18 protein-coding genes are annotated in these 20219 nt (G+C 66.3%); 2 read left to right on the top strand and 16 right to left on the bottom strand.

The window, feature by feature from the left end; all coding sequences use genetic code 11:
- Window positions 1-44: 44 nt before the first annotated feature.
- Window positions 45-1592 (top strand): cell division protein FtsZ, encoded by a 1548-nt coding sequence (gene ftsZ / locus LHU95_RS05660; protein ID WP_248710398.1) that lies wholly within the window; start codon window positions 45-47, stop codon window positions 1590-1592.
- 215 nt (window positions 1593-1807) lie between these two features.
- Here ftsZ and LHU95_RS05655 read toward each other — a convergent pair whose 3' ends face one another.
- From LHU95_RS05655 to LHU95_RS05645, 3 genes are read right to left on the bottom strand one after another with little or no spacing between them, the layout of a single operon-like run.
- On the bottom strand, window positions 1808-2761 hold the full coding sequence (locus LHU95_RS05655) for a glycosyltransferase family 2 protein (RefSeq protein ID WP_248710397.1): 954 nt from the start codon (window positions 2759-2761) through the stop codon (window positions 1808-1810).
- Window positions 2754-3461 carry a nucleotidyltransferase family protein gene (locus tag LHU95_RS05650; RefSeq protein WP_248710396.1) on the bottom strand — a complete coding sequence of 236 codons (708 nt, stop codon included), beginning with the start codon at window positions 3459-3461 and terminating at the stop codon, window positions 2754-2756. The genes LHU95_RS05655 and LHU95_RS05650 overlap by 8 nt, the downstream gene beginning before the upstream one ends.
- Window positions 3461-4945, bottom strand: a complete 1485-nt coding sequence (locus tag LHU95_RS05645; RefSeq protein WP_248710395.1) for a PfkB family carbohydrate kinase — start codon at window positions 4943-4945, stop codon at window positions 3461-3463. Before LHU95_RS05645 ends, LHU95_RS05650 begins: the two co-directional genes overlap by 1 nt.
- 162 nt (window positions 4946-5107) lie before the next feature.
- Here LHU95_RS05645 and LHU95_RS05640 point away from each other — a divergent pair, with 162 nt between their 5' ends.
- Window positions 5108-5992 carry a sugar nucleotide-binding protein gene (locus LHU95_RS05640; RefSeq protein ID WP_248710394.1) on the top strand — a complete coding sequence of 295 codons (885 nt, stop codon included), beginning with the start codon at window positions 5108-5110 and terminating at the stop codon, window positions 5990-5992.
- Between the two features lie 58 nt (window positions 5993-6050).
- Here LHU95_RS05640 and LHU95_RS05635 read toward each other — a convergent pair whose 3' ends face one another.
- The 13 genes from LHU95_RS05635 to LHU95_RS05575 all read right to left on the bottom strand — a co-directional run bounded on the left by LHU95_RS05635 (window position 6051) and on the right by LHU95_RS05575 (window position 20184).
- Window positions 6051-7253: a TIGR00180 family glycosyltransferase gene (locus LHU95_RS05635; protein WP_248709661.1), complete on the bottom strand. Its 1203-nt coding sequence runs from the start codon at window positions 7251-7253 to the stop codon at window positions 6051-6053.
- Window positions 7250-8329 (bottom strand): class I SAM-dependent methyltransferase, encoded by a 1080-nt coding sequence (locus LHU95_RS05630; protein ID WP_248709660.1) that lies wholly within the window; start codon window positions 8327-8329, stop codon window positions 7250-7252. The genes LHU95_RS05635 and LHU95_RS05630 overlap by 4 nt, the downstream gene beginning before the upstream one ends.
- Window positions 8330-8414: 85 nt before the next feature.
- Window positions 8415-9605, bottom strand: coding sequence for a TIGR00180 family glycosyltransferase (locus tag LHU95_RS05625; RefSeq protein ID WP_248710393.1), 1191 nt, complete (start codon window positions 9603-9605; stop codon window positions 8415-8417).
- Entirely contained in the window at window positions 9602-10246 is a 645-nt protein-coding gene (locus LHU95_RS05620; RefSeq protein ID WP_248710392.1) for a hypothetical protein, read from the bottom strand. The genes LHU95_RS05625 and LHU95_RS05620 overlap by 4 nt, the downstream gene beginning before the upstream one ends.
- A gap of 89 nt (window positions 10247-10335) precedes the next feature.
- Window positions 10336-11742: an ABC transporter ATP-binding protein gene (locus LHU95_RS05615; RefSeq protein ID WP_248710391.1), complete on the bottom strand. Its 1407-nt coding sequence runs from the start codon at window positions 11740-11742 to the stop codon at window positions 10336-10338.
- A complete protein-coding gene (locus LHU95_RS05610; protein WP_248710390.1) occupies window positions 11739-12560 on the bottom strand; it encodes a TylF/MycF/NovP-related O-methyltransferase in 822 nt (273 codons plus the stop codon). Before LHU95_RS05610 ends, LHU95_RS05615 begins: the two co-directional genes overlap by 4 nt.
- The gene (locus LHU95_RS05605; protein ID WP_248710389.1) at window positions 12557-14314 is read right to left on the bottom strand and encodes a TylF/MycF/NovP-related O-methyltransferase; all 1758 of its coding nucleotides are present in this window, start codon (window positions 14312-14314) and stop codon (window positions 12557-12559) included. The genes LHU95_RS05610 and LHU95_RS05605 overlap by 4 nt, the downstream gene beginning before the upstream one ends.
- A 348-nt stretch (window positions 14315-14662) precedes the next feature.
- Window positions 14663-15418, bottom strand: a complete 756-nt coding sequence (locus LHU95_RS05600) for a CmcI family methyltransferase (RefSeq protein WP_248709657.1) — start codon at window positions 15416-15418, stop codon at window positions 14663-14665.
- Window positions 15415-15957, bottom strand: a complete 543-nt coding sequence (gene rfbC, locus LHU95_RS05595; RefSeq protein WP_248709656.1) for a dTDP-4-dehydrorhamnose 3,5-epimerase — start codon at window positions 15955-15957, stop codon at window positions 15415-15417. The genes LHU95_RS05600 and rfbC overlap by 4 nt, the downstream gene beginning before the upstream one ends.
- Window positions 15957-17180 carry a class I SAM-dependent methyltransferase gene (locus tag LHU95_RS05590; protein WP_248709655.1) on the bottom strand — a complete coding sequence of 408 codons (1224 nt, stop codon included), beginning with the start codon at window positions 17178-17180 and terminating at the stop codon, window positions 15957-15959. Before LHU95_RS05590 ends, rfbC begins: the two co-directional genes overlap by 1 nt.
- Window positions 17177-18232: a CDP-glucose 4,6-dehydratase gene (gene rfbG / locus LHU95_RS05585; protein WP_248709654.1), complete on the bottom strand. Its 1056-nt coding sequence runs from the start codon at window positions 18230-18232 to the stop codon at window positions 17177-17179. The genes LHU95_RS05590 and rfbG overlap by 4 nt, the downstream gene beginning before the upstream one ends.
- A 1-nt stretch (window position 18233) precedes the next feature.
- On the bottom strand, window positions 18234-19007 hold the full coding sequence (gene rfbF, locus LHU95_RS05580) for a glucose-1-phosphate cytidylyltransferase (protein ID WP_248709653.1): 774 nt from the start codon (window positions 19005-19007) through the stop codon (window positions 18234-18236).
- A gap of 154 nt (window positions 19008-19161) precedes the next feature.
- Window positions 19162-20184, bottom strand: coding sequence for a glycosyltransferase family A protein (locus LHU95_RS05575; RefSeq protein WP_248709651.1), 1023 nt, complete (start codon window positions 20182-20184; stop codon window positions 19162-19164).
- Window positions 20185-20219: the final 35 nt, after the last annotated feature.

Raw genomic sequence — 20219 nt, 5'->3', positions numbered from 1 at the left:
GAATCGAATGCGGTGGTTTAAGCTCGTCTGAGGAGAACCTGTCCATGACATTGAACCTGACTCTGCCGGTCACCCAGCACACGGATTTCTCACCCCGCATCGCCGTGATCGGCGTGGGCGGAGGTGGCACGAATGCCGTGAACAACATGATCCACCTGGGTCTGGACGGAGTCGAATTCATTGTCGCGAACACCGACGCCCAGGCGCTGGTCAACAGCCGCGCGGAACGCCGCGTGCAGCTGGGGCCGCATCTGACGCAGGGCCTGGGCGCTGGCGCCAAGCCCGAGATCGGCCGCGCCGCGGCCGAGGAAGCGACGGACGAGCTGGCCCGCCACCTCGAAGGTTGCCACATGGTCTTCGTCACCGCCGGCATGGGTGGCGGGACTGGCACGGGTGCCGCCCCGGTCATCGCACGCATGGCACGGGAGCGGGGCATCCTGACCGTGGGCGTCGTCACCAGGCCGTTCGATTTCGAAGGGCCGAAGCGCCGCAAATCCGCCGATGCGGGCCTGGAAGAACTTCAGCAATTCGTGGACACGCTGATCGTCATTCCGAACCAGAACCTGTTCAAGCTGGCGAATGACCGCACCACCTTCGCCGAAGCCTTCAAGATGGCCGACAACGTCCTCTACATGGGCGTGCGCGGCGTGACGGACCTCATGGTCAATCCGGGCCTGGTGAACCTCGATTTCGCCGATATCCGCACCGTCATGGCCGAAATGGGCAAGGCGATGATGGGCACGGGCGAGGCCGAAGGCGAAGGCCGCGCGACGCAGGCCGCCGATTCCGCCATCAACAACCCGCTGCTGGAGGATACCTCCATGCGCGGCGCCAAGGGCGTGCTGATCAACATCACCGGCGGCCTGGACATGACCTTGTTCGAGGTGGACGAGGCCATGGCCCGCGTCCGCCGCGAGGTGGATGAGGAAGTGAACATCATCTTCGGCTCGGCAATCGACGAGACGATGAATGGCCGCATCCGGGTCTCCGTGGTCGCGACCGGCATTGATGTGGCCTCCATGGGTGCCGCGATGAACCCGGCCGGCCCGCGGCTCGCCGTCGTGAACCAGCCCGCGCCGGCGGCAGCCCCTGCGCCGGCCGCGGCGCGCGGCCCCTCCGGCCCCTTGGGCGCCCCTGTGGTGCCGGCGCCGCGTCGGCCCGTGCAGGTTGGTGGTGGCGCGGGTTTGCTGCGCCAGCCCGCCGCTGCCGGCCCGGCCACCTCTGCCATGACGACGGCAGCGACGGCCACGGCCCTGGCCGCCGCGCCCGTCGTTGCGCAGCAGCAGGCCTATGTCGAGGAAATGCCGCAGCCCGTGATGGTGCAGCCGGTTGCGGCACCGCCCGCCGCCTATCAGCCCCCCTTGCAGCAGCCCTCACTGCCGGAGCCCGGCCAGGGCGCCGGCTGGCGTGGCCTGTTCCGCAATGCGACCGGCCTCATGCGCCGCAACATGGAGGAGGCGCCAGTCCCGCAGCGCGCCGAACCCGTGGCGAGCCAGCAGCCGCGGCCGCCGCAGCCCATGCGCCCCGCACAGCAGCAGCCGGATGAGATGGGCCTGGATATCCCGACCTTCCTGCGCCGCCAGAGCAATTGAGGAGTGCCCGCCATCCTGCGGGGTGGCGGGACAGAAAGAGCCACGGCTGCTTGATGTTGCTCGGCGCCAGCCGGGGCGCTGATCATGGTGGTGGGGCCCGTTGACCGCTGCCTCATCAGGACGCAGCCCAGTCGTATATCCTGCGTCGGTGAATGCCTTTGGAGGCCGCGGCTCCCAGTTCTCGCGCGGGTGATGGCTGGTTGTCTGGCCGGAGGTCAGCCCGCACCGGCGCGCGAGGCAATACGCCGCACAAATCGCCGGAAAGAGGCCGGAACCCGGCCTGAAATGCCGTGCCACGCGCCAATCGCCAGGCAGCGCGCAGCCATGCGCGGCGTGACATAGCGCCGGCCTTCCGGGCTCGACAGCAGCAGGCGCAGCATCCGGACATCATGCTTGGGAAGGACGCCCACGGCGCGAAATTCCGGCGCCACATCGGCGAATTCGCCCTCGAGGGCGAGCAGCATGGCGCGGGTGAGGCCAGCCAGGGCCGCCGGATCCGCCCTTTCCCGATGCGAGAAAGACCCCGGATCATTGCAGAATACGCCCAGCACACGCGGCACATAGACCGCACCATGGCGCAGCCCCAGGGCGAAATTCACGAAGCTGTCGGCGAAGCTCGAAAGCCGGATCGGCATGCCGCCGGCGGCGCGCATCGGCCCGGTCCGATAGAGAATGGTGTTGGTGGCGAAGGTGAAGTAACTCGCCTCCAGCCGCCGCCGCAGGCTTTCAGGCGTAAACGCGTGCGGCGCGGTTGCAAGATAGAGCGGGAATTCCGTGACCCGGCCGGAGGGGTCGGAGAAGGCCGGATCGGCAAAGCAGAAGGCCGCGGCAGGGTGGGCCTCCAGCTGGGCCGCCGTGACGGCCACGAAATCGGCGGTCACCACATCATCGCTGGCCAGGAAGGCCACGCAATCGGTGCGCACCTCGGCCAGCCCGTCATTCGTGGCGATAGCGGGCCCGGCATTCTGCGCCCGGCGCAGCAGGCGGGCACGCGGATAGCCGGCCAGCATGGCGCTGAGGGCCGCGACATCCTCGGGCGGTGAGGCATCATCCACCACGATGATTTCGTCAAAGGGCCGGCTTTGCGCGGCCAGCGCGGCCATCTGGCGTTCCATCCGTGCCACGTCGCGCCAATGCGGCAGCACCGCGGTGACGGTCAGGTCAGCCACGCGGCGCCGGGAATTCGGCGTGGGCGCGCGCGAGGCTCTCGGGGTTGCCGATGTCGCGGTGGTAGCCCGCCGTCTCGAAGGCCAGGATGCGGCCGACCAAGGGTGGGATCACCTCGGTCGAGAGGTCCACGACAGGGCGTCCGAATGCCGCGGCGCGGGCCACCACCTCGGCGCCGATCATATAGACGGCGGCATTGGCAAGGTTGCCCGGTGGATTGGGCACCTTTTCATGGAAGGCCTGCACCAGGCCCTGCGAATCCAGCTGCAGGATGCCGCAGGAGCTTGGCTCATCCGTGCGAAAAGCCAGCATGGTCATGGCCACATGGGCGGGGCGCGCGGCATGGGCGGCGGCCAGGGCGCGGACGTCGAAATCGGTGAGGTTGTCGGCATGCGCCACGAGGAAATCAGCCGCGCCGAAATAGGCCTGGTTGGCCAGGATCGTCCCACCGGTGCCCAGCAATTCAGGCTCATGCACCAGATCCACTCGGTCCCGCCAGGGAGAGGCCGCGACATGGCGCTCGACCACCGGGGCCAGGTAATGCGTGTTCACCAGCGCGCGCTCGACCCCGGCGTTGAACAGCAGGTCAAACCAGTAATCCAGCAGGGGCCGGCCATGGATCGGCACCAGGCATTTCGGAATCGTGTCGGTGATCGGCCGCAACCGCGTCCCGAGCCCGCCGGCGAGCAGCAGCGCACGCATCAGCTTGGGTCGTCAATCTCGGCAAAGAGGTCCCGCAGGCCGAGCGGCGTGTTGCCCACCCGGCTGACCTGGCATGCCGCGGCAAGCGAGCCGAGATAGGCTGAGCGCCAGATATCCACGCCACGACACAAGGCCATGGCCGCGCAGGTGAAGAAGCTGTCGCCCGCGCCGGCCACATCCTTGGGCGTGGTGTTAAAGGCCGGGAGCCGGTCGGTGACTTCCATGCCGCCCTTGGCGGCACGGATCAGCATGCCCTCCGAGCCCAGGGTCACCACCATGTTCTCCGTGCGGCCCTTGGCCTTCAGCCGCTCGGCGATGATGACCAGCCCGGATTCGAAATCCTGCAGCGCCAGCCGCGCCTCGCGCTCGGTCGGGGTCACCAGGCGCATGCCGGTGAAGCGGGAAATGTCGGAGAGCTGCGAGGAGGCCTGGCTATCCGCCGCCATGGCAATGCCCCGCTCGGCCGCCGGCCCCACGATGCCGTCCACCACATATTGCGGCAGGCAGCCGTAGTTGAAATCGGCGAACAGGATGAGGTCGGTCGTGTCGAGCCGCGCGACGGCGGCGGCAATCATGGCGCGCCCGATGGCGGGGTCCACAGGGTGCTGGCGCAGCTCATTGACCCGCAGCAGCGTCTTGCCCTGTGCACGGAAGCGCTGCTTGAGCGTGGTGGGGCGCGTCGTGTCCTCGAAGGCTTCCAGCACCACGCCCTGCTCGGCAAGGCGCTGCTGGGCGAAGGTCGCCTGCTCATCGCGCCCCGTGACGGTGATGAAATGCACCGAGGCACCCATCCCGCGCGCATGCGCGGCCACGATGCCAGCACCACCCAGAAAGGTCTTCGACTCGATCGGCGTGACGACGATCGTCGGGTCTTCCTGTGACATGCCCAGCGGATCGCAATTGATATAGCGATCCACGATCAGGTCTCCCACCACCAGAACCCGAAGGCCCTGGAACCCGGTGAGAATGGATTTCAGCTCGGCGATGTCAAAGCCATGGCGGCGCGGATAATCGCGCGGCTTGATGATCGTGGAGAAATTCGTCTCCGAATATTCACGCTGCAACAGCGAGAAGGTGGAAAAGCGGACCTCGCCGGAGGAGAAGACCAGTTTGCCGCCATAAGCCTCGACCGCGGCCAGCTCGGCATTGTGCCGCTGGGCGTATTCCTTGCCCTTCACGACCACATCCGGGCGCAGCTCGGTGACCAGTTCCTCGGGCGCGCCATCGAGCAACACGGCGTGGTCGATCAGCGTATTGTTGAGCAGGCCTTCCAGCCGCAGATCAGCCGGGACGGTCACGCCGGCCGTGCTGTCGGGGTTGACGCCGACCACCAGCACATCGGCCGTGTCACGGGCGAATTTGAACAGGCGCAGATGGCCGGCATGCAGCACATTGAAATTGCCCGAGACAAAGGCGATCCGCGCGCTGCCCACCTGCTCCCTGATACGGCCGATCTCTGCGGCAATGTCATGTCGTGCGGTCACTGCGGCGCGACTTCCGGACGGTGCTGGGAGGCTGGCTTCATATGGGCAACAATTCGATCTTCGTCAGGGCAGGGAATCGCCGGCGGCCGGGCCGTGAAAGCAGCCGGTTGCCGAAGGTGAAGTCGCGTAGCAGAAGGGTTCTGAGGCGGCAAGGAGCGGTGGATGCGCAAGAAAATCATGGTGATCGGCGCCGATGGCACGCTGGGTGCTGCGCTGCGCCATGCCGCAGCGGCGCGCGGCCTCGCGGTGATGGGCACCAGCCGGCGGCCTGGCGGTGCCCTTCTGCCGCTCGACCTCACTGCCGCGCAGGAGAGCTGGCAGCTTCCCGAGGCGGTGGACACGGCCTTCCTGCTTGCCGGCAACACCAACATGGCAGCCTGCGAGGCAGACCCCGAAGGCACCGCGCGGATCAACGTCGAGGCCACGCTGACACTGGCGCGGCGCTTGGCAGCGCAGGGCGCGCAGGTGGTCGTGGTCTCGACCAATCTCGTGCTCTCCGGCCGCACGCCGAATGCCGCACCCGGGGAGGCGCCCGCGCCGCAGAACCGCTACGCGGCGCAGAAAGCCCTGGTCGAGGCGGCGATGCTGGCCCCGGAGTTTCCAGGGCCGGCCGCAATCCTGCGCATCACCAAGATCGCCGAGAGCCTGCTGCCGCTGCTGCGGGGCTGGGCCCAATCCCTGCGCGCCGGCCAGCAACTGCGCCCCTTCGATGACCTGGTCTGCGCGCCCATGCCGTTGGAGGCCGCGCTTGCCGCGCTGCTGCGCATCGCCGAGACCCGCGCGAGCGGCCTGTTTCACCTCGGCGCCGATCTGGATCTTTCCTATACCGAGATCGCCCGGCGGCTGGCGGCCACGCTTGGTGCTGACCCTGCGCTGGTGCAGGGAACCACCTCCCTCGCCGCATGCGTCAAATTGCCCGCGCGCCCGGCCCACACGACGCTCGACGACGTAGCGACCCGTGCGCGTCTTGACCTGCCGCCCATTGGCAGCGAGGCAACGCTGAAGGCGCTGTTCGCCCAGATTGCTGCGGAATGCACCGCAGGTTGAAGCGGTACCGGGCGGGCCGGCATGGGTGCAATTTGCCCCCCGCCCGCACGGCCCTCCCTCAATCTGGCGGATAGGCGTCCAGGCTTCGGCAGAGTTGCCTGATCTGAGCCGCGTCAATCTCGACGACGCCCGAGAGCCTCTCGTCGATCAACGAGCCATAGAAGCGGTAGTGCCGCACCTCGGTCGTGCGGACCAGCGGCCAGGCACCGACATGGCCCCGCGCATCAATCGCCCCGGCCGGAAAGGCCGAGGCGATCCAGCAGGCCAGCGGCGTCGCCGCAGGTGGCGGCGCAAAGGAGTTGTTGTGCGCCTCCAGCAGGCTGTTCTGCAGCTTCGGGCTCGACCAGTAGTCGTCAATGCCCATCCCATGGATCTCATGATCCACCGCAACATCCACGACCGCATCGGGGAAATGCCGCGCCAGATAGCGCAGATGGATCACGTCAATCGTCCGCTGCCACACAGCCATCCGCGCCGCATCCGCATCCGGCGTCCAGCGATGCAGTGCCTCCAGCAGCACGCCCCGATACTCGACATAGGCGCCAAGCAGTTCCGGCGCGTCGCGCATGAACCACTCGGTCGGGTGCCAGCGGGTGCGCTTGGCGTCATCGCCCGTCGCATGCTGCCGCGCCATGTAGAATTCAGGCACACGCAGCACCTTGCCCCGCAGCACGGGCAAGGCGCCCGAAAGCAATTCACGGAACATCAGACCGCCAAGCCGGCCCAGGAACCCGTAAACCTCCTGCAGGACGCCTGTCCGGAACACGCCATAGGTCAGCGCCTGGTACGAGGCCATCAACCGGTCCAGCCGGGCAATCGGGTCCGCCGCGTCAATGCTGGGCGAGGCATAGAGCATGGTCGTCAGGTCCATGTTCTGCGCGTCTTGCAGAAAGCCGAACAGGAAGTAGTAGCCATGCGCGCAAACCGCCTCGGGCTCCGCCTCCAGCGCGGCCAGGCTGGCCTGCAGACCCTCCAGCAGCAGCAGGTCATCATCGGCGCACAGGCTGGCATAGGGCGTCTGCGCGCGGCCAATCCCATCGGCGAATTTGTCGAAGGGATGCAGCGTCACCGGGTATTCGATGTACTCCAGGTCCAGCCGCAGATCGGCCAGCGCCGCCTGGTTGGCCGCACGCGCCTCAGGCGCCGAGGAGTCCAGCACCAGCACCTTCGAGCGCAGCCCCTGCGCGTCGAGAAAGCGCAGGTTGCGCGTCAGGTCCGAAGGGCGGTTATAGGTCGGGATGATGAGGGTGTGCAGCGTCATGCCGCGGCCTCGGGCGGTTGCAGCACCGTCAGCCCGGGACGCGCCAGCCGTGCGGCGATGGTGGAGGCGATGGCCGGCGCCAGCCCCACGAACACCGTGGCGCCGGGCGGGATCGCATCGGGTGCGATGATCGGCCGGCCCATGAATTCGCGGCCCTGGCGGCTCGGATCCTCATCCACGTAGAAATCAATGCTGCCGGCCAGCGCCCCGCTCAGCCAGGTCGCCGCGATCGAGGTGCCGAACAGCCCAAAGGGGCGATGCGCGGCAGCCGCGCGCGCCGCCGCCAGCGTACCGGACAGCCAGCCAAGCTGCGCCTCGGCCAGGGCCGGCGGATCACTCTCGGCGGGGGCCGCCGCCTCCAGCGGGTCCCTCAGGCGCGCCAGGACCGACATCTCCTTGCGCACCCAGTCGGTCTCCAGCCGCACGACCTGATAGCCCGCGCGCCCCAGGATCCGCGCCAGCGAGCGCGGCGTGAAATGCGACACATGGTCGGCGATCAGCAGGTCAAAGGGGTTTTCCGACACATCGGGGATCTGGATGAAGACATGCCCGCCGGGGGTGAGGTTGCCGCGCAGCGCAAGCAACGTCTGATAGGGGTCGAGGAAATGCTCCAGCGCATGGATCATCGAGATGAGGTCGTAGCGGCCCTGGAGTTCCTTGACATCGCCCGTCAGCAGCCCGGCGAAGCCCGGGATGTCCTGCATCGCGGCCAGGCTGCGGTCATCGAGCTCGAGGCCAAAGAGCTGCCAGCCCTGGAAGGCGCCGGCCAGGGCGCGCAGGAAGGCGCCATTGCCGCAGCCCAGATCCATGGCGCGCAAGGGCGCGGCGGTGGGCGCGGCGGTGGGGGCCGCGGCAGGCAGCACACCGCTGCCCCGCAGCCGCTCCGCCAGCAATTCCGAGCGCCGGACCGGACGCCCAGTCCGGCTGTCAAACACCATCTGCTCCAGCCCGCCGCCCTGGTAATAGACGTCATACGCCGCATAGATCGCGCCAATCTCGGACTGGAAGGACGCCGTCGCGGGCTTGCGGATCGCACCGCACGCATTGCAGACCTCCACCACCCCACCAGACGCCACAGGCCGGCAATCAGAACTCACCCGAGGCATCGGGCCATAGGCCGAAAGAACGCGAAGCTCAGCAGCACCGCAAACATGGCAGGGGTCAGGCATGGCGAGGGAAAGTCCTGTCAGGGGCGGTTGGATGAGCCATGTATTCGGCAACGGCCTGCGCGAGCAAATCCGCCTCGGAGGCCGATGGCGCCGGCAGCTGGGCAAGGCCCGCGCCGAATGCAGGCTCGATCAGGACGCCGCCGGCGGAATCCACCCGCTGCCTTCCGCGCCAGGCGGTCAGCAGCCGGGTGATGGGCACACGTTTCAGCGGGCCTTCCTTGAGCCGGCGGACCAGCGGGAGCCGCCGCAGATGGGATAGCAGGCCATGGGGCTGCAACATCGCCGCAAACTCCGTCCAGCCTTGCGCGGCAAGGCGCTTTTCATCGGCCCCCTCCAGCGCGGCACTCGCGAGGCGGCGGGCGGCATCGGGGCGGATATAGTCGGCAAGATAGGCCAGCGCCGCGTGGTCAAAGAGCCGCAATTCATCGGCCGTCGCATCCGGCAGCAGCACCGCGAGGCGCCCCCGGATATGGGCGAGGCCGGCGACGAGGCGCCCCGGGTCACACGCCAGGAGTTCAGCCGGATGCCAATGCCGCGCCCCCTTGGAGGGCGCATTGTTCCGCAGATGGGAAAACCGCGGCAGCCGGCGCATGCGGCCGCGCGCCAGCGCTACGACGGAGGTCAGGATTTCGGCGGTGAAGAGATCCGGCGCATCACGCGCCTCCTCCAGCACCTCGCGCAGCACCGCCGTGCGATGCGCGCCGTAGAGCGTCGCCTCATAGGCCATCAGGCCGCGCGCCACGCGGTGCATCGGGCACGCATCGGCGATATCCGCCCCGGTATAGCCCAGATGCGTGAGCGCAGGCGGCGGCCCCTCCGAAAAATGCGCGTAAAGGCCATGCGCCACCGCAACGCCCGGCTCCGCCAGCACGAGGGCCGCCTCGGCGATGGCCTTGGGCAGGATCACATCATCATCGGCGCAGAGAATGGTCACTTCGGTCTGCACGCATCGCGCGACGCCATCGGCCAGCTTTGCGTAGAAGACGATATTCCCGGGGTAGCGTTCATGCCGCACATCGGGGTGGGAAGCGGCCGTGGCCGCATTGATGGAAGCCGCCGCATCACTGCTGGAATCCAGCACCAGGACCGGCGCGCTGGCGTCGTGCGAGCGCAGGAACCCCACCAGCCGCGCCAGCTCCGCCGGCCGCTCATAGGTCGGGATCACGATGGTGAAGGCACTCATCTGGCAGGTGGCCGCCAGATCAGCCGCATCACCCGCCGGTACAGCAGAAAGCGAAGGGTCGTGGCGTTGACGTCAATTTCCGCCGAGGGGGTGAGGTAAGTGTACCTGCGCACCGGAGGAGGCGGTGTGGCGTTGCGGACTTCGGCTGGCCGCGTTCGGACAGGCACGGGAAAGCGCTCATGCATCAGGAGGGAATGGCTGTCATGGATGATGGCTGGCAGCGCCTCACGCACCGCCTCCAGCGTCAGCAGCGCCCGCAGGCAGCAAATGGCATTTGCCCGGGCGGCCAGGCTGGCTGTCCGGACCGGATCTTCCACCCGGCCCGCCGAAATCCAGAACCGCATCACACTGGCGCAATCACCTTCAACCGCGGCCAGGATCTGCCAATCCGGCACCGGATCCAGCTCGCCATCCTGCAGCCAGGCCAGGCTGGCCGCCGCGTCACCGCGAATCGCGGCCTCGATCAATTCGACGCGACGCCAGACGACGCCGCGCTCACGCAGCAATTCGAGAACGGGGACGCGGCCATGCGCTGCCGCGCGCAGGGCTGCCTCGGCATTGGTGCTGTCATCCGCAAAGGCGTCCGCAGGCAGGTGGCGCAGTGCCACGGTGCGCCCATCGCGCGCCAATTCAACCAACATCACCCTGACCATCCAATCGCCAACCGGAATATTTCATCCTCCCCTGGCCCGATGGCGTCAAGCCGCATCAGCGTCCCGGGCCGGGCAATCTAGGGCGTCGGCAGCTCGGTGATGCGCGTGGCGAAGCAGGCCAGCCCATGCGAAGGGGTCGGGGTTCGGCCATGCACATGCAGCACAGCCAGCCGCTGGTCATGCAGCAGATCAGTTCCGCTGGCCAAGGCGACATCAACGAACCAGTCCCCGGCGCCGAGCCTGGCTTCGACATCCATCCGATAGACCCGGCTGGCGCCCGCCGGCACCATCGCCAGATGGCTGGCCTGCCAGAGGGCATTCGTCTCGAAGACCAGCACGCCATCCTTGGCGCGGAAGACGAGGCCCAGATTGGGGAGATCAAGCCTTTGGTCGGCCTCGATGCGGACCAGCAGGGAGAGGGTCTCCCCGGCCATCACGGAATCTGGGTTGGCAGCGCCATTGGCCAGCAAGAGCAGGTCCGTGATGCGGGCCTCACCATCGCCGGTCCGGAATTCCCCGGGATTATAGAGGCGGTTGGCGGCCACCCGATCCTCGCCGGGGGCGGCGGCCAGAAAGCGGGCCAGCGCGGCGTCGGCGTCTTCATCCATGCTCAGCGTGACGGCCGCGGCGGGTGGCTTCGGCGCCTCGCCCACGGCTGTGTCGTCGAGCCTGATTTCATCTTCCCCGGCGGCGGAAAAATCATCATCGCCGCGGGTCAGGATCTCGCCATAGAGCTGGGCCGCGCGGTCGGCCGCGCCGAAATGCATCAGCTCACCGCGATGCAGCAGCATCCCATGCGTACAGAGCCTAGGCACCGAGAAGCGGTCATGCGTCACCAGCAGGATCGTCTTGCCCGCATCCTGGAAGTCCCGGAAGCGGCGAAAGCACTTTTGCTGGAATCGGGCGTCACCAACCGCCAGCGCCTCGTCAATGATGAGGATATCGGGGTCCACATGGACCGCCATGGCAAAGGCCACGCGCGCCATCATGCCCGAGGAGTGCGTCTTCACCGGCTGGTCAAAGAACTGGCCAATATCGGCGAAAGCCTCGATCAGCGGCATCCGCGCTTCGACCTCGGCCTGGGTCAGCCCCATGATGACGCCGTTCACCCGGACGTTCTCACGCCCGGTCATGTCCGGGTTGAAGCCGGCGCCGAGTTCAATCAGGGCGGCGATGCGGCCATTCACCTCAAGCCGGCCGCTGCTGGGCGGGATGATGCCGCCAATGATCTGCAGCAGGGTGGATTTGCCCGAGCCGTTGACGCCCAGGATGCCCAGCGTGGCGCCGCGTGGCACTTCGAAGCTGACGTGATCCAGCGCACGGAAATCCGTATGGCGCGGACCCGCCCAAGGGGTCAGCGCCTCCATCACCCGGGCCGAACGGTCAGGGTAAAGCGGATAGACCTTGCTGACATTGTCGGCGCGGATCGCGAAATCCCCGAGCCCCGCCGGAGCGGGACTTGTGGCCGACGGCGCTTCGCTCATGCCTTGAGGATCAGGCCTTGCCCGGTCGGCAAGGTGAAAATTTCAGTGCCATTCGCGCGCGCGAAATCGTCGTAATGCGACTTCCGATAGGCGTATTGCCGCCAAGCGTAGTCATCCATGACAATAATTCCACCGGGCACCAGCTTCGGCCAGAAGTGTTCCAGAGCGCGAAGCTCTGGCTCAAGAATATTCATGTCAATGGAGAGGTAGGCGACCTTCTCGATCTCGACCTCTGCAAGAGATTCCGGCACCCGACCGCGTATCATCCGCGCACTGGCGAAAGGTGCGAAGTTCCGTTGGGCTACGGCATAGCAATCAAAGTAGAAGTCATGCATTTCCTTATGGCCATGCGTGCGCTCATACTCATTCATCTGCTCTTCTGGAACACCTTCGAAAGTATCGAATAAATAAAATTTCTTCCCGAGACGATCAAAATCCAGATAGTCCATGACGGCGAGCGAGAAGATGCCTGTATTGACGCCGCACTCCACGAAGTCGCCAGGCAGACGGGCCGCGTGCTGGGCTGCCCAGGTCAAGGAGTGGATGCGATAGCGGATGCCGATATCGCCACCGGCACCAATGGTATGGCCAGATTCGATTCCGCGCCGATAGGCCCGCTCAAACCGGGGATCGGTCATGAAATCGAGCTGCTTGTTGTAAACCCTCAGATAATCCTCGTTGTAGTCCGGCGGGCCGAACGCAAAGAGCTTGGCATTGAGGTCGGTGGAGTAAGCCTTGAAATGCTCAACTTCAGCCTGCAGCCGGGCGATCTCGGCCTTGAGGGCCGGGACTTCCTTGTCCTTGGAGTTCCAGATCACGCAGCGAGCCCCTGTTTGCGCCAATAGACGCCGCCCCAGTCAATCGCGGTCAACTCGGCGGTGATGCCGTGGGTTGCGCGGAACTCCTCGATCGCGGCCCGGCAGGCCGGCACCGCGCCGAAATCATCCACCACCACGAAACCACCCGGCGAAAGCTTGCCATAGAGCGCGTCCAGCGCGTCCATCGTGGATTCGTAGAGATCCCCATCCAGCCGCAGGATGGCCAGGCGCTCAATCGGCGCACCGGGCAGACTGTCCTTGAACCAGCCCGGCAGGAAGCGAACCTGCGTGTCCAGCAGGCCATAGCGGCGGAAGTTCTCCGCCACCACGGCCTGGGAAATCGCCAATTGCTCGGCCGTGAAATGCACATCCCCGGCATCGGCCGGGTATTGCTCGGGGTTGGGCGGCGGCACGCCTTCGAAGCTGTCGGCGACATACACGGTGCGCCCGGTATCGCCATAGGCGTTCAGCACGGCCCGCATCATGATCGTCACGCCGCCACGCCACACGCCCGTCTCGATGAAGTCCCCCGGGACACCCTCCTGGACCACTTTTTCGCAAAGCCGGCGGATATTGTTCATGCGGCGCCGGCCGACCATCGAATGGGCCTGGCTCGGCCAGTCGGCGCCGATGTCACGCAGATGGTGGTTGAAGGTGGCGCCCGCCCAGGCTGCCGTCGAGCGATCGCCATAGATGCGATTGATCAGCGTGTCCTCGATCAGGTCGAGATAGGCGCCACGCAGGGCCGCGGGCGAGCCGGGCTGCACGGCGGGGGCCTCCGCGGCCAGCGGGGGGTAGGACAGGCGCGGCGCGGCCGGCGGGCGGGCTTCAAGCTCCATCGCTGCCAGGGCCTCAGGCGTCGCGCCATTTCCATAGGCGGTAGCGAGCTCGGCCAACAAGGCGAGGTCACGGGCGAAGCCGCTGGCATCCTCGGCAATCAGCGCATCCAGGCGGGCCTGGGCCAGCGCGTAGAGCTGCAGGTCCCAGTGGTTGAGGGCGCGCAGGCTTTGCAGCCCCTCCCCCTCCAGGCCGGCCTGGTGTGAGACGGGCAAGGGGCGCGACAGCCACGGGCCGATGGCGGCGGCCAAGGGCAGGCCCAACTGGCGCACCAGCGCCACCAGGCTTTCGTCCCGACGCTCCGCCACGCCAAGCAACACGAAGGACTGCGAGACATCGGCCAGGATGCGGGCGAAATCACGCGCGTCAATCGGCGCCAGATCTATGGAGGCGGCGGCATCGGACGGGTCCAATGTGGCGTCGCCCGCCAGGGAGCGGGTGAGATGGTCATGCAGGCTGGCTTCGTATTTCCAGCCGGGCTGGGCTGCGGCGGCCACCTCCGCCAGCGAGATGCCCCCCTGGACGTAGCCCTCCAAAATCCGATCAATCGGGTTGCGGAGCATGGCTGTGAACAGGCGGGAGGGCGGCAAGGCACGGCGCAGGCCGGCGCTGAACGGGCCCGCGACAAAGAGCCTGCCGCTCTGTTCGGCCGGCCGCCGCGTCCGCAACGCCAGTTCGATCACTTCGGGGCGATAATAGCCCAGCAGGGTGCGATCTTCGCCCGGATGATAGCTCACCGCCGCCCCGGGCCCAAGCGTGCGCGCCAGCATCTGGCCCAGCGCCTCGCCATGGCAAAGCGTGAGGTCGAGATAGACAAAGGGGCCACTGACCCGGTTCAGCACATCGCCGCAATCCCAGGCCGTTTCGGGTTGCTGCGTCTGGGCGACCGCTTCCGGAGCGACTTGAGATGAACGCATGAATCATGGACCTTGTTGAGGCAACTGGGTCGGGTCAACGCCCCGAGCAGATGCGCGTCGTCCTACATAGTTCGCCCCCCCAGTGCAAGCGCGGGCGGCTTGGCTGGGGCTGCATGTCAGCCAGTCCATGCAGGGGTTTCCGCCAGGAAATCCCATGCCGCGACGCCTTCTTCAGAAGCAGCGCAGTGATTCCGCTGGCTGTACCAACCAGCGGCGCCGCACGCGGCCAGAGCTCAGCTCGTCAGGAAATCTCAACCATGGCGAGCTTGCGGCTGAAGGACCGCCGGATTGCGAAGCTGGCCGCGTGGCAGGTGATCAGCCCCCTGTGACGAGTATTTTTCTCATATGTTATTCTCGGATGAGCCATCCATCTGGGTGGTGTGAGCAATCTGGGACGTTCTGGCTTTCATCGAAGGGTCTTGCGGCCTTTGCGGCCTTGAATTCCGGGTGTTCGGCCAGGAATTCGGCGATGGCGCTGCGGGGGTTGTTCCAGTTCCAATCGGCGTCGGTGCGCGGCATGCCCGCCACCAGCTCCATCACCCCGTCCTGCACCAGCAAATGGCAGCCCGGCGTCACCAGCGGCGCATAGGCCGCCAGTTCCCCCGCCACATGCGCCTTGGAGTGGTTGGAATCGAGGATCACCATCACCCGCTCGCCCGGGCGGATCATGCCACGCACCTGCGACACCACCGCCGCATCCGTGCTGCCACCCACCACCAGCTCAATGCGCTTCTTCATCGCATGCGCCTCGATCGCCGCCCGGTTATGCGGGCGGATCTCGATATCAATGCCGATCACGCGGCCATGCCCCAGCGCCTCGAACAGGCTCGCGTAGTAGATCAACGAACCACCATGCGCGACGCCCGTTTCGATGATCACATCCGGCTTCGTGGCGTAGATCGCCTCCTGGATGCGCACCATGTCGTCCGGCAGCTGGATGATCGGCCGCCCCATCCAGGAAAACGCGTAGGAGTATTTGCGAACCCAGCCCAGCCGCACCCACAGATCCGCGAGCTCCGCAAAACTCTCAGGGCCAAACAGGTCGATCGTGCGGCCATCGGCCAGCGTCGCGGTGCGCGCTTCGGTGTCAAAGGTGATCTTCATCGGGCGAGGGCTTTCGTCAATGTCGGCAGGGCCAGATCGCGCTCGGAAATCGCGCTGACCGGCAGCGGCCAGGGAATGGACAGGGTCGGGTCGTCATGGCGGATGCCGGCGGCGGCGCCATCCACATATTCGCAACCCATCAGGTAATGCACCTCCGCATCGTCGGAAAGTGTCTGAAAGCCATGCGCAAAACCCGCCGGCGCATAAAGCCGGTCATGATTCTCGGCACTCAACTCAGCGCCATGCCATTGGCCATAGGTGGCCGAACCCGGCCGCAAATCCACCAGAACATCAAAAATCCGCCCCCGCGTGCAGGAGATGATCTTCACCTCCTCATGCGGCGAAAGCTGGAAATGCAGCCCGCGCAGCGTGCCCGCGCGCCGGTTGAACGAAATATTGTGCTGCGGATATTCGGCATGCAGCCCATGCGCCGCCAGGCTGCGCACACAAAAACTGCGCGCAAACCAGCCGCGCTCATCCGCCCGCGGCTCCAGGCGGATCAGCGCCGCACCGGCCAGGGGCAGGGCCTCGATGCGCATCAGAACAGCTTCAGCCCGGGGATCGCCGTCACCCATTGCGCACCCCAATCCCGCACCCCGGGATTTTGCGCCACCACCTCCTCGGCCACATTCCAGGGCAGGATCACGATGTAGTCGGGCCGCGTCTCATAGAGCTTCTCCGGGCCAAACACCGGCAGCCGGCTGCCAGGCAGCAGCTTGCCCTGCTTGGCCGGGTTCTTGTCCACCACATAGGTGATCAGGTCAGACGCGATGCCGCAGAAATTCAGCAAGGTATTGCCCTTGGCCGCCGCCCCATAGGCCGCCACCGTCTTTCCCCCGGCGCGCGCCTCGCGCAGGAATGCCAGCAGGTCATCGCGAACCTTGGCCACGCGCGGGGCAAAATCATCATAGGCGCCAGGCTGGTCCAGCCCGGCCGCCGCCTCCCGCGCGCGCGTCGCAGCCAGGCCCGGCATCGCCACATGCGACGCCCCCGCATGGCAGACGAACACCCGCAGGCTGCCGCCATGGGTCGGCTGCGGCTCCACGTCAAACACCCGCAGCCCATGCGCCGCCAGCAGCTTCTCGACAAACAGCAGCGACAAATACGAGTAATGCTCGTGGTAGATCGTATCGAACTGCACCAGCGCGATCAGGTTCAGCAGATGCGGAAACTCGATCGTCCAGACACCCTCGGGCTTCAGCAGCAGCGGCACGCCAGACACGAAATCATTGATGTCCGGCACATGCGCCAGAACATTGTTGGAGGCCATCAGATCGGCCGTCATCCCCGCCGCGCGCAGCCGCTCCCCCGTGGCGCGGCCAAAAAACGCGACCTCCGTCGCCACACCGCGCGCCCGCGCCGCCTCGGCCACATTGGCCGCAGGCTCGATGCCCAGCACCGGCACGCCGCGGCCCACGAAATACTGCAGCAGATAGCCGTCATTGGAGGCAATCTCGACCACACGGCTGCCCGCCCCCAGGCCGAACCGCGCGGTCATCGCCGCCGCATAGGCCTCGCAATGCGCCAGCCAGCCCGTCGAGAAGGAGGAGAAATAGGCGTAGTCCGAAAAAATCGCCTCGGCCGGAACCGCATCGGCCACCTGCACCAGGAAACACGCATCGCACACCCGCGCGCAAAGCTCATAGGCCGCGTCAGGCCCAGGCGTGCCCGGCGTCACATAGGAATTGGCCAGGGCCGTATGGCCCAGATCAACCAGCACCCGCGTCAGCGGGGCGGCGCAAAAGCGGCAGCTGTGGCTCATGCCAGGCGATCCTCATAGGCGGCGATCTGCGCCGCGGTGAATGCCGCCATGTCAACGCCAGCATCAAAGGCAGCGTACCATTGGGCGGTCCAGGTGATCGCCTCGGCGGCGGAAAGCCGCGGCCGCCAGGGCAGCAGGCCCGCCGCGCGCCCGGCATTGATGGCCAGCGTCGGCGCCTCCTTCAGATGCACCCCAGGCGCCTGCTCCCAGCCCAGGCCCCGCGCGCCATAGGCCGACTGGAACGCCTCGGCCACCGCACTCACCGTCTCCGGACGCTCATCGGGCGGGCCAAAATTCAGCGTGGGCTCGCGCAGGCCCAGGGCCAGCGCCTCCATGAAATCCAGATAGCCCGCAATCGGCTCCAGCACATGCTGCCAGGGCCGCGTCGCCAAGGGGTAGCGCAGCGAAACCGGCCGCCCCGCCTGCTGCGCACGCCACAAATCCGGCACGATCCGGTCGGCCGACCAATCGCCACCGCCAATCACATTGCCCGCGCGCGCCGTCGCCACCGCACCCAGTTCACCGCCAAAGCTGCGCGCAAAACTGGCCGTCGCGATCTCGCACGCCGCCTTGGAGGCCGAATACGGATCCGAACCACCCAGCCGGTCCGTCTCGATGAAAAACCGGCCGCTGCCGTCATTCTCATAGACCTTGTCGCTGGTCACCACGAGAACCGCCTCAAGGCCCGGGCTGCCCCGCAACGCCTCCAGCACGCGCAGCGTGCCCTGCACATTGATCTCGAAGGTCTCCAGCGGGGCAGCATAGCTGCGCCGCACCAGCGCCTGCGCCGCCATGTGCAACACCAGCTGCGGCCGCACCCGCGCCACCACCGCCGCCAGCCCCGCCGCGTCACGGATATCGCCCAGCACCGATGCCCCGCCATCCACCAGGCCCAGCAGCCGGGACAGGTTCGGCGCGGTTTCCGGCGCCAGCGAATAGCCCGTCACCTCAGCGCCCATGCGCCGCAGCCAGGCCATGCACCAGGCCCCCTTGAAACCCGTATGGCCCGTCAGCAGAACCCGGCGGCCACGCCAAAATGCAGCGTCGGGCATCTCAGGACCAGGTGTTCCAGGGCGCGCGCCCAGCCTGCCAGAGCCCTTCCAGATGGTTCTTGTCCCGCAGCGTGTCCATCGCGTGCCAGAACCCGTCATGCTGATAGGCGCCCAGCCGGCCCGCAGCCGCCAGACCTTGCAGCGGCTCCGATTCCCAGGCCGTCAGATCACCCGGAATCGTCTCCAGCACCGAAGGCTCCAGCGCAAAGAAACCGCCATTGATGTAGCCGCCATCACCCGCCGGCTTTTCCTGGAATTCACGCACCATCCCCTGCTCGATCCGCGTCGAGCCATAGCGGCCAGGCGGCTTGACCGCCGTCAGCGTCGCAGCCGCCCCCAATTCGCGATGCCGCGCCAACAGCTTCTCCAGCGAAATATCCGCCACCCCATCGCCATAGGTCATGCAAAAGGTCTCGCCCGGCGTCAGCAAATGTCCAATCCGCTTGAGCCGCCCGCCCGTCAGGGTCTCCGCACCCGTATCCACGATGGTCACACGCCAGGGCTCGGCCGAATTGCGGTGGTACTCCACCGTATGCGCCGCCAGATCAATCGTCACATCCGAACGATGCAGCACGTAATTCGCGAAGTATTCCTTGATCATATAGCCGCGATAGCCGGCACAAATGATAAAGTCCGTCGCCCCCTGCGAGGCGTAGATCTTCATGATGTGCCACAAAATCGGATAACCGCCGATCTCAATCATCGGCTTGGGACGAAGGTGGCTCTCCTCAGAAATACGCGTGCCAAGCCCGCCAGCCAAAATCACCACCTTCATGCTGCGTCTTCCCAAAACATGCCGGCACCCAACAAAATGACCCAACACACAAAAACGAAAAATAAACCCACACAAGCAGCGCCTGCTAAATCATCAATCAAGACATGTCCATGCTGGCTGAAAACGCCCGAAGAAAGGCCAGTAACCATCCCCGTCACCGCAGGGCGCGCTTCAGGCCATAGACAAAAAACCGCGGCCAGGAGAGGCCCATGATCCGGCGGTAGCGCCGCACCAGAAAGCTGCCATAGGCCAGCGCCAGGTCCCATCGCCGCGGCTGCTTGATCAGCACCTTCGCCATCTGCGTGCCAAACACCGCCAAAGCCCCCGGCGCACAACGGAAAATCGCCCGCAAATCATCATTCGGCGGCGTGCACGCCGCATCAATGATCGCCCGCAGCACGCGGGACTGCCGCTCCGGATCGCGCATGCCAGTGCCCGAATAACCGCCCGGGCTCTCGCGGATCACACCAAGCCCCTCCGGCACCACGCAAACACCATGGCGCAGCGCCACCGCGTAATAGGTGAACCAGTCCGAATGCCATTCCTGCGCCGCGATAAAGCCGCCCACCGCCTGCACCGCGTCGCGCCGCGCCACGATGGCGTTGGACGTCATCCACACATAGCCATCGACGAACTCCTCGCGCAGCCGGGTCGCCGGCATGAACTCCGGCAGATGCGCCAAGCCGAACGAGCCAGGCATCATGCGCGACTGGTTGATCACCCGCCCCGTCGTCGTCAGCACCATGTATTCGGAAACGCTCATCCCCGCCTGCGGGTGCCGCGAAAGCGCCGCCATATGCGCCTCGAGAAAGCCGGGATACAGCTCATCATCCGCCGCCGCGCAGACGATGTAGTCGCCCCGCGATTCCTCCAGCAGGCGGTTGATGGTGTATTGCATGCCCCGATTGCGGTCATTGCGCAGCAGCCGCAAATTCGGAAAGCGCGCGGCAAACTCCTCGATCACGGCAACGCTCTCATCCGAGGAGCCATCGTCAATCACCAGAATCTCATCCGCAGGGCGGGTCTGCCCGCACGCGCCACCCAGCGACTGATGCAGATGCTGCGCATGGTTGTAATTCGGAATCAGGATGGAGACCGTCGCCATTGAATTGACCCTTGCATGGCCGTCAAAATATTCGCCGCGATGCCTACAAGCCGATGCAACACTTTGCAACACGGTCCTGCCACGCCAATACCATTCCCAATACCGCC

Origin of the sequence: Sediminicoccus sp. KRV36 (assembly GCF_023243115.1) — a bacterium.
GTDB lineage: Bacteria > Pseudomonadota > Alphaproteobacteria > Acetobacterales > Acetobacteraceae > Roseococcus.
Note: the sequence above shows the minus strand (reverse complement) of the source record. Positions and strands in the feature narration are given on the sequence as shown.

What these genes read in the sequence shown, in the direction of transcription:
- ftsZ (WP_248710398.1), top strand. Translation starts at nt 45, where the DNA reads ATGACATTGAACCTGACTCTGCCGGTCACCCAGCACACGGATTTCTCA.
- LHU95_RS05650 (WP_248710396.1), bottom strand. Translation starts at nt 3,461, where the DNA reads ATGCGTGCGCTGCTGCTCGCCGGCGGGCTCGGGACGCGGTTGCGGCCG.
- LHU95_RS05640 (WP_248710394.1), top strand. Translation starts at nt 5,108, where the DNA reads ATGCGCAAGAAAATCATGGTGATCGGCGCCGATGGCACGCTGGGTGCT.
- LHU95_RS05635 (WP_248709661.1), bottom strand. Translation starts at nt 7,253, where the DNA reads ATGACGCTGCACACCCTCATCATCCCGACCTATAACCGCCCTTCGGAC.
- LHU95_RS05625 (WP_248710393.1), bottom strand. Translation starts at nt 9,605, where the DNA reads ATGAGTGCCTTCACCATCGTGATCCCGACCTATGAGCGGCCGGCGGAG.
- LHU95_RS05620 (WP_248710392.1), bottom strand. Translation starts at nt 10,246, where the DNA reads ATGTTGGTTGAATTGGCGCGCGATGGGCGCACCGTGGCACTGCGCCAC.
- LHU95_RS05615 (WP_248710391.1), bottom strand. Translation starts at nt 11,742, where the DNA reads ATGAGCGAAGCGCCGTCGGCCACAAGTCCCGCTCCGGCGGGGCTCGGG.
- LHU95_RS05605 (WP_248710389.1), bottom strand. Translation starts at nt 14,314, where the DNA reads ATGCGTTCATCTCAAGTCGCTCCGGAAGCGGTCGCCCAGACGCAGCAA.
- LHU95_RS05600 (WP_248709657.1), bottom strand. Translation starts at nt 15,418, where the DNA reads ATGAAGATCACCTTTGACACCGAAGCGCGCACCGCGACGCTGGCCGAT.
- rfbC (WP_248709656.1), bottom strand. Translation starts at nt 15,957, where the DNA reads ATGCGCATCGAGGCCCTGCCCCTGGCCGGTGCGGCGCTGATCCGCCTG.
- LHU95_RS05590 (WP_248709655.1), bottom strand. Translation starts at nt 17,180, where the DNA reads ATGAGCCACAGCTGCCGCTTTTGCGCCGCCCCGCTGACGCGGGTGCTG.
- rfbG (WP_248709654.1), bottom strand. Translation starts at nt 18,232, where the DNA reads ATGCCCGACGCTGCATTTTGGCGTGGCCGCCGGGTTCTGCTGACGGGC.
- rfbF (WP_248709653.1), bottom strand. Translation starts at nt 19,007, where the DNA reads ATGAAGGTGGTGATTTTGGCTGGCGGGCTTGGCACGCGTATTTCTGAG.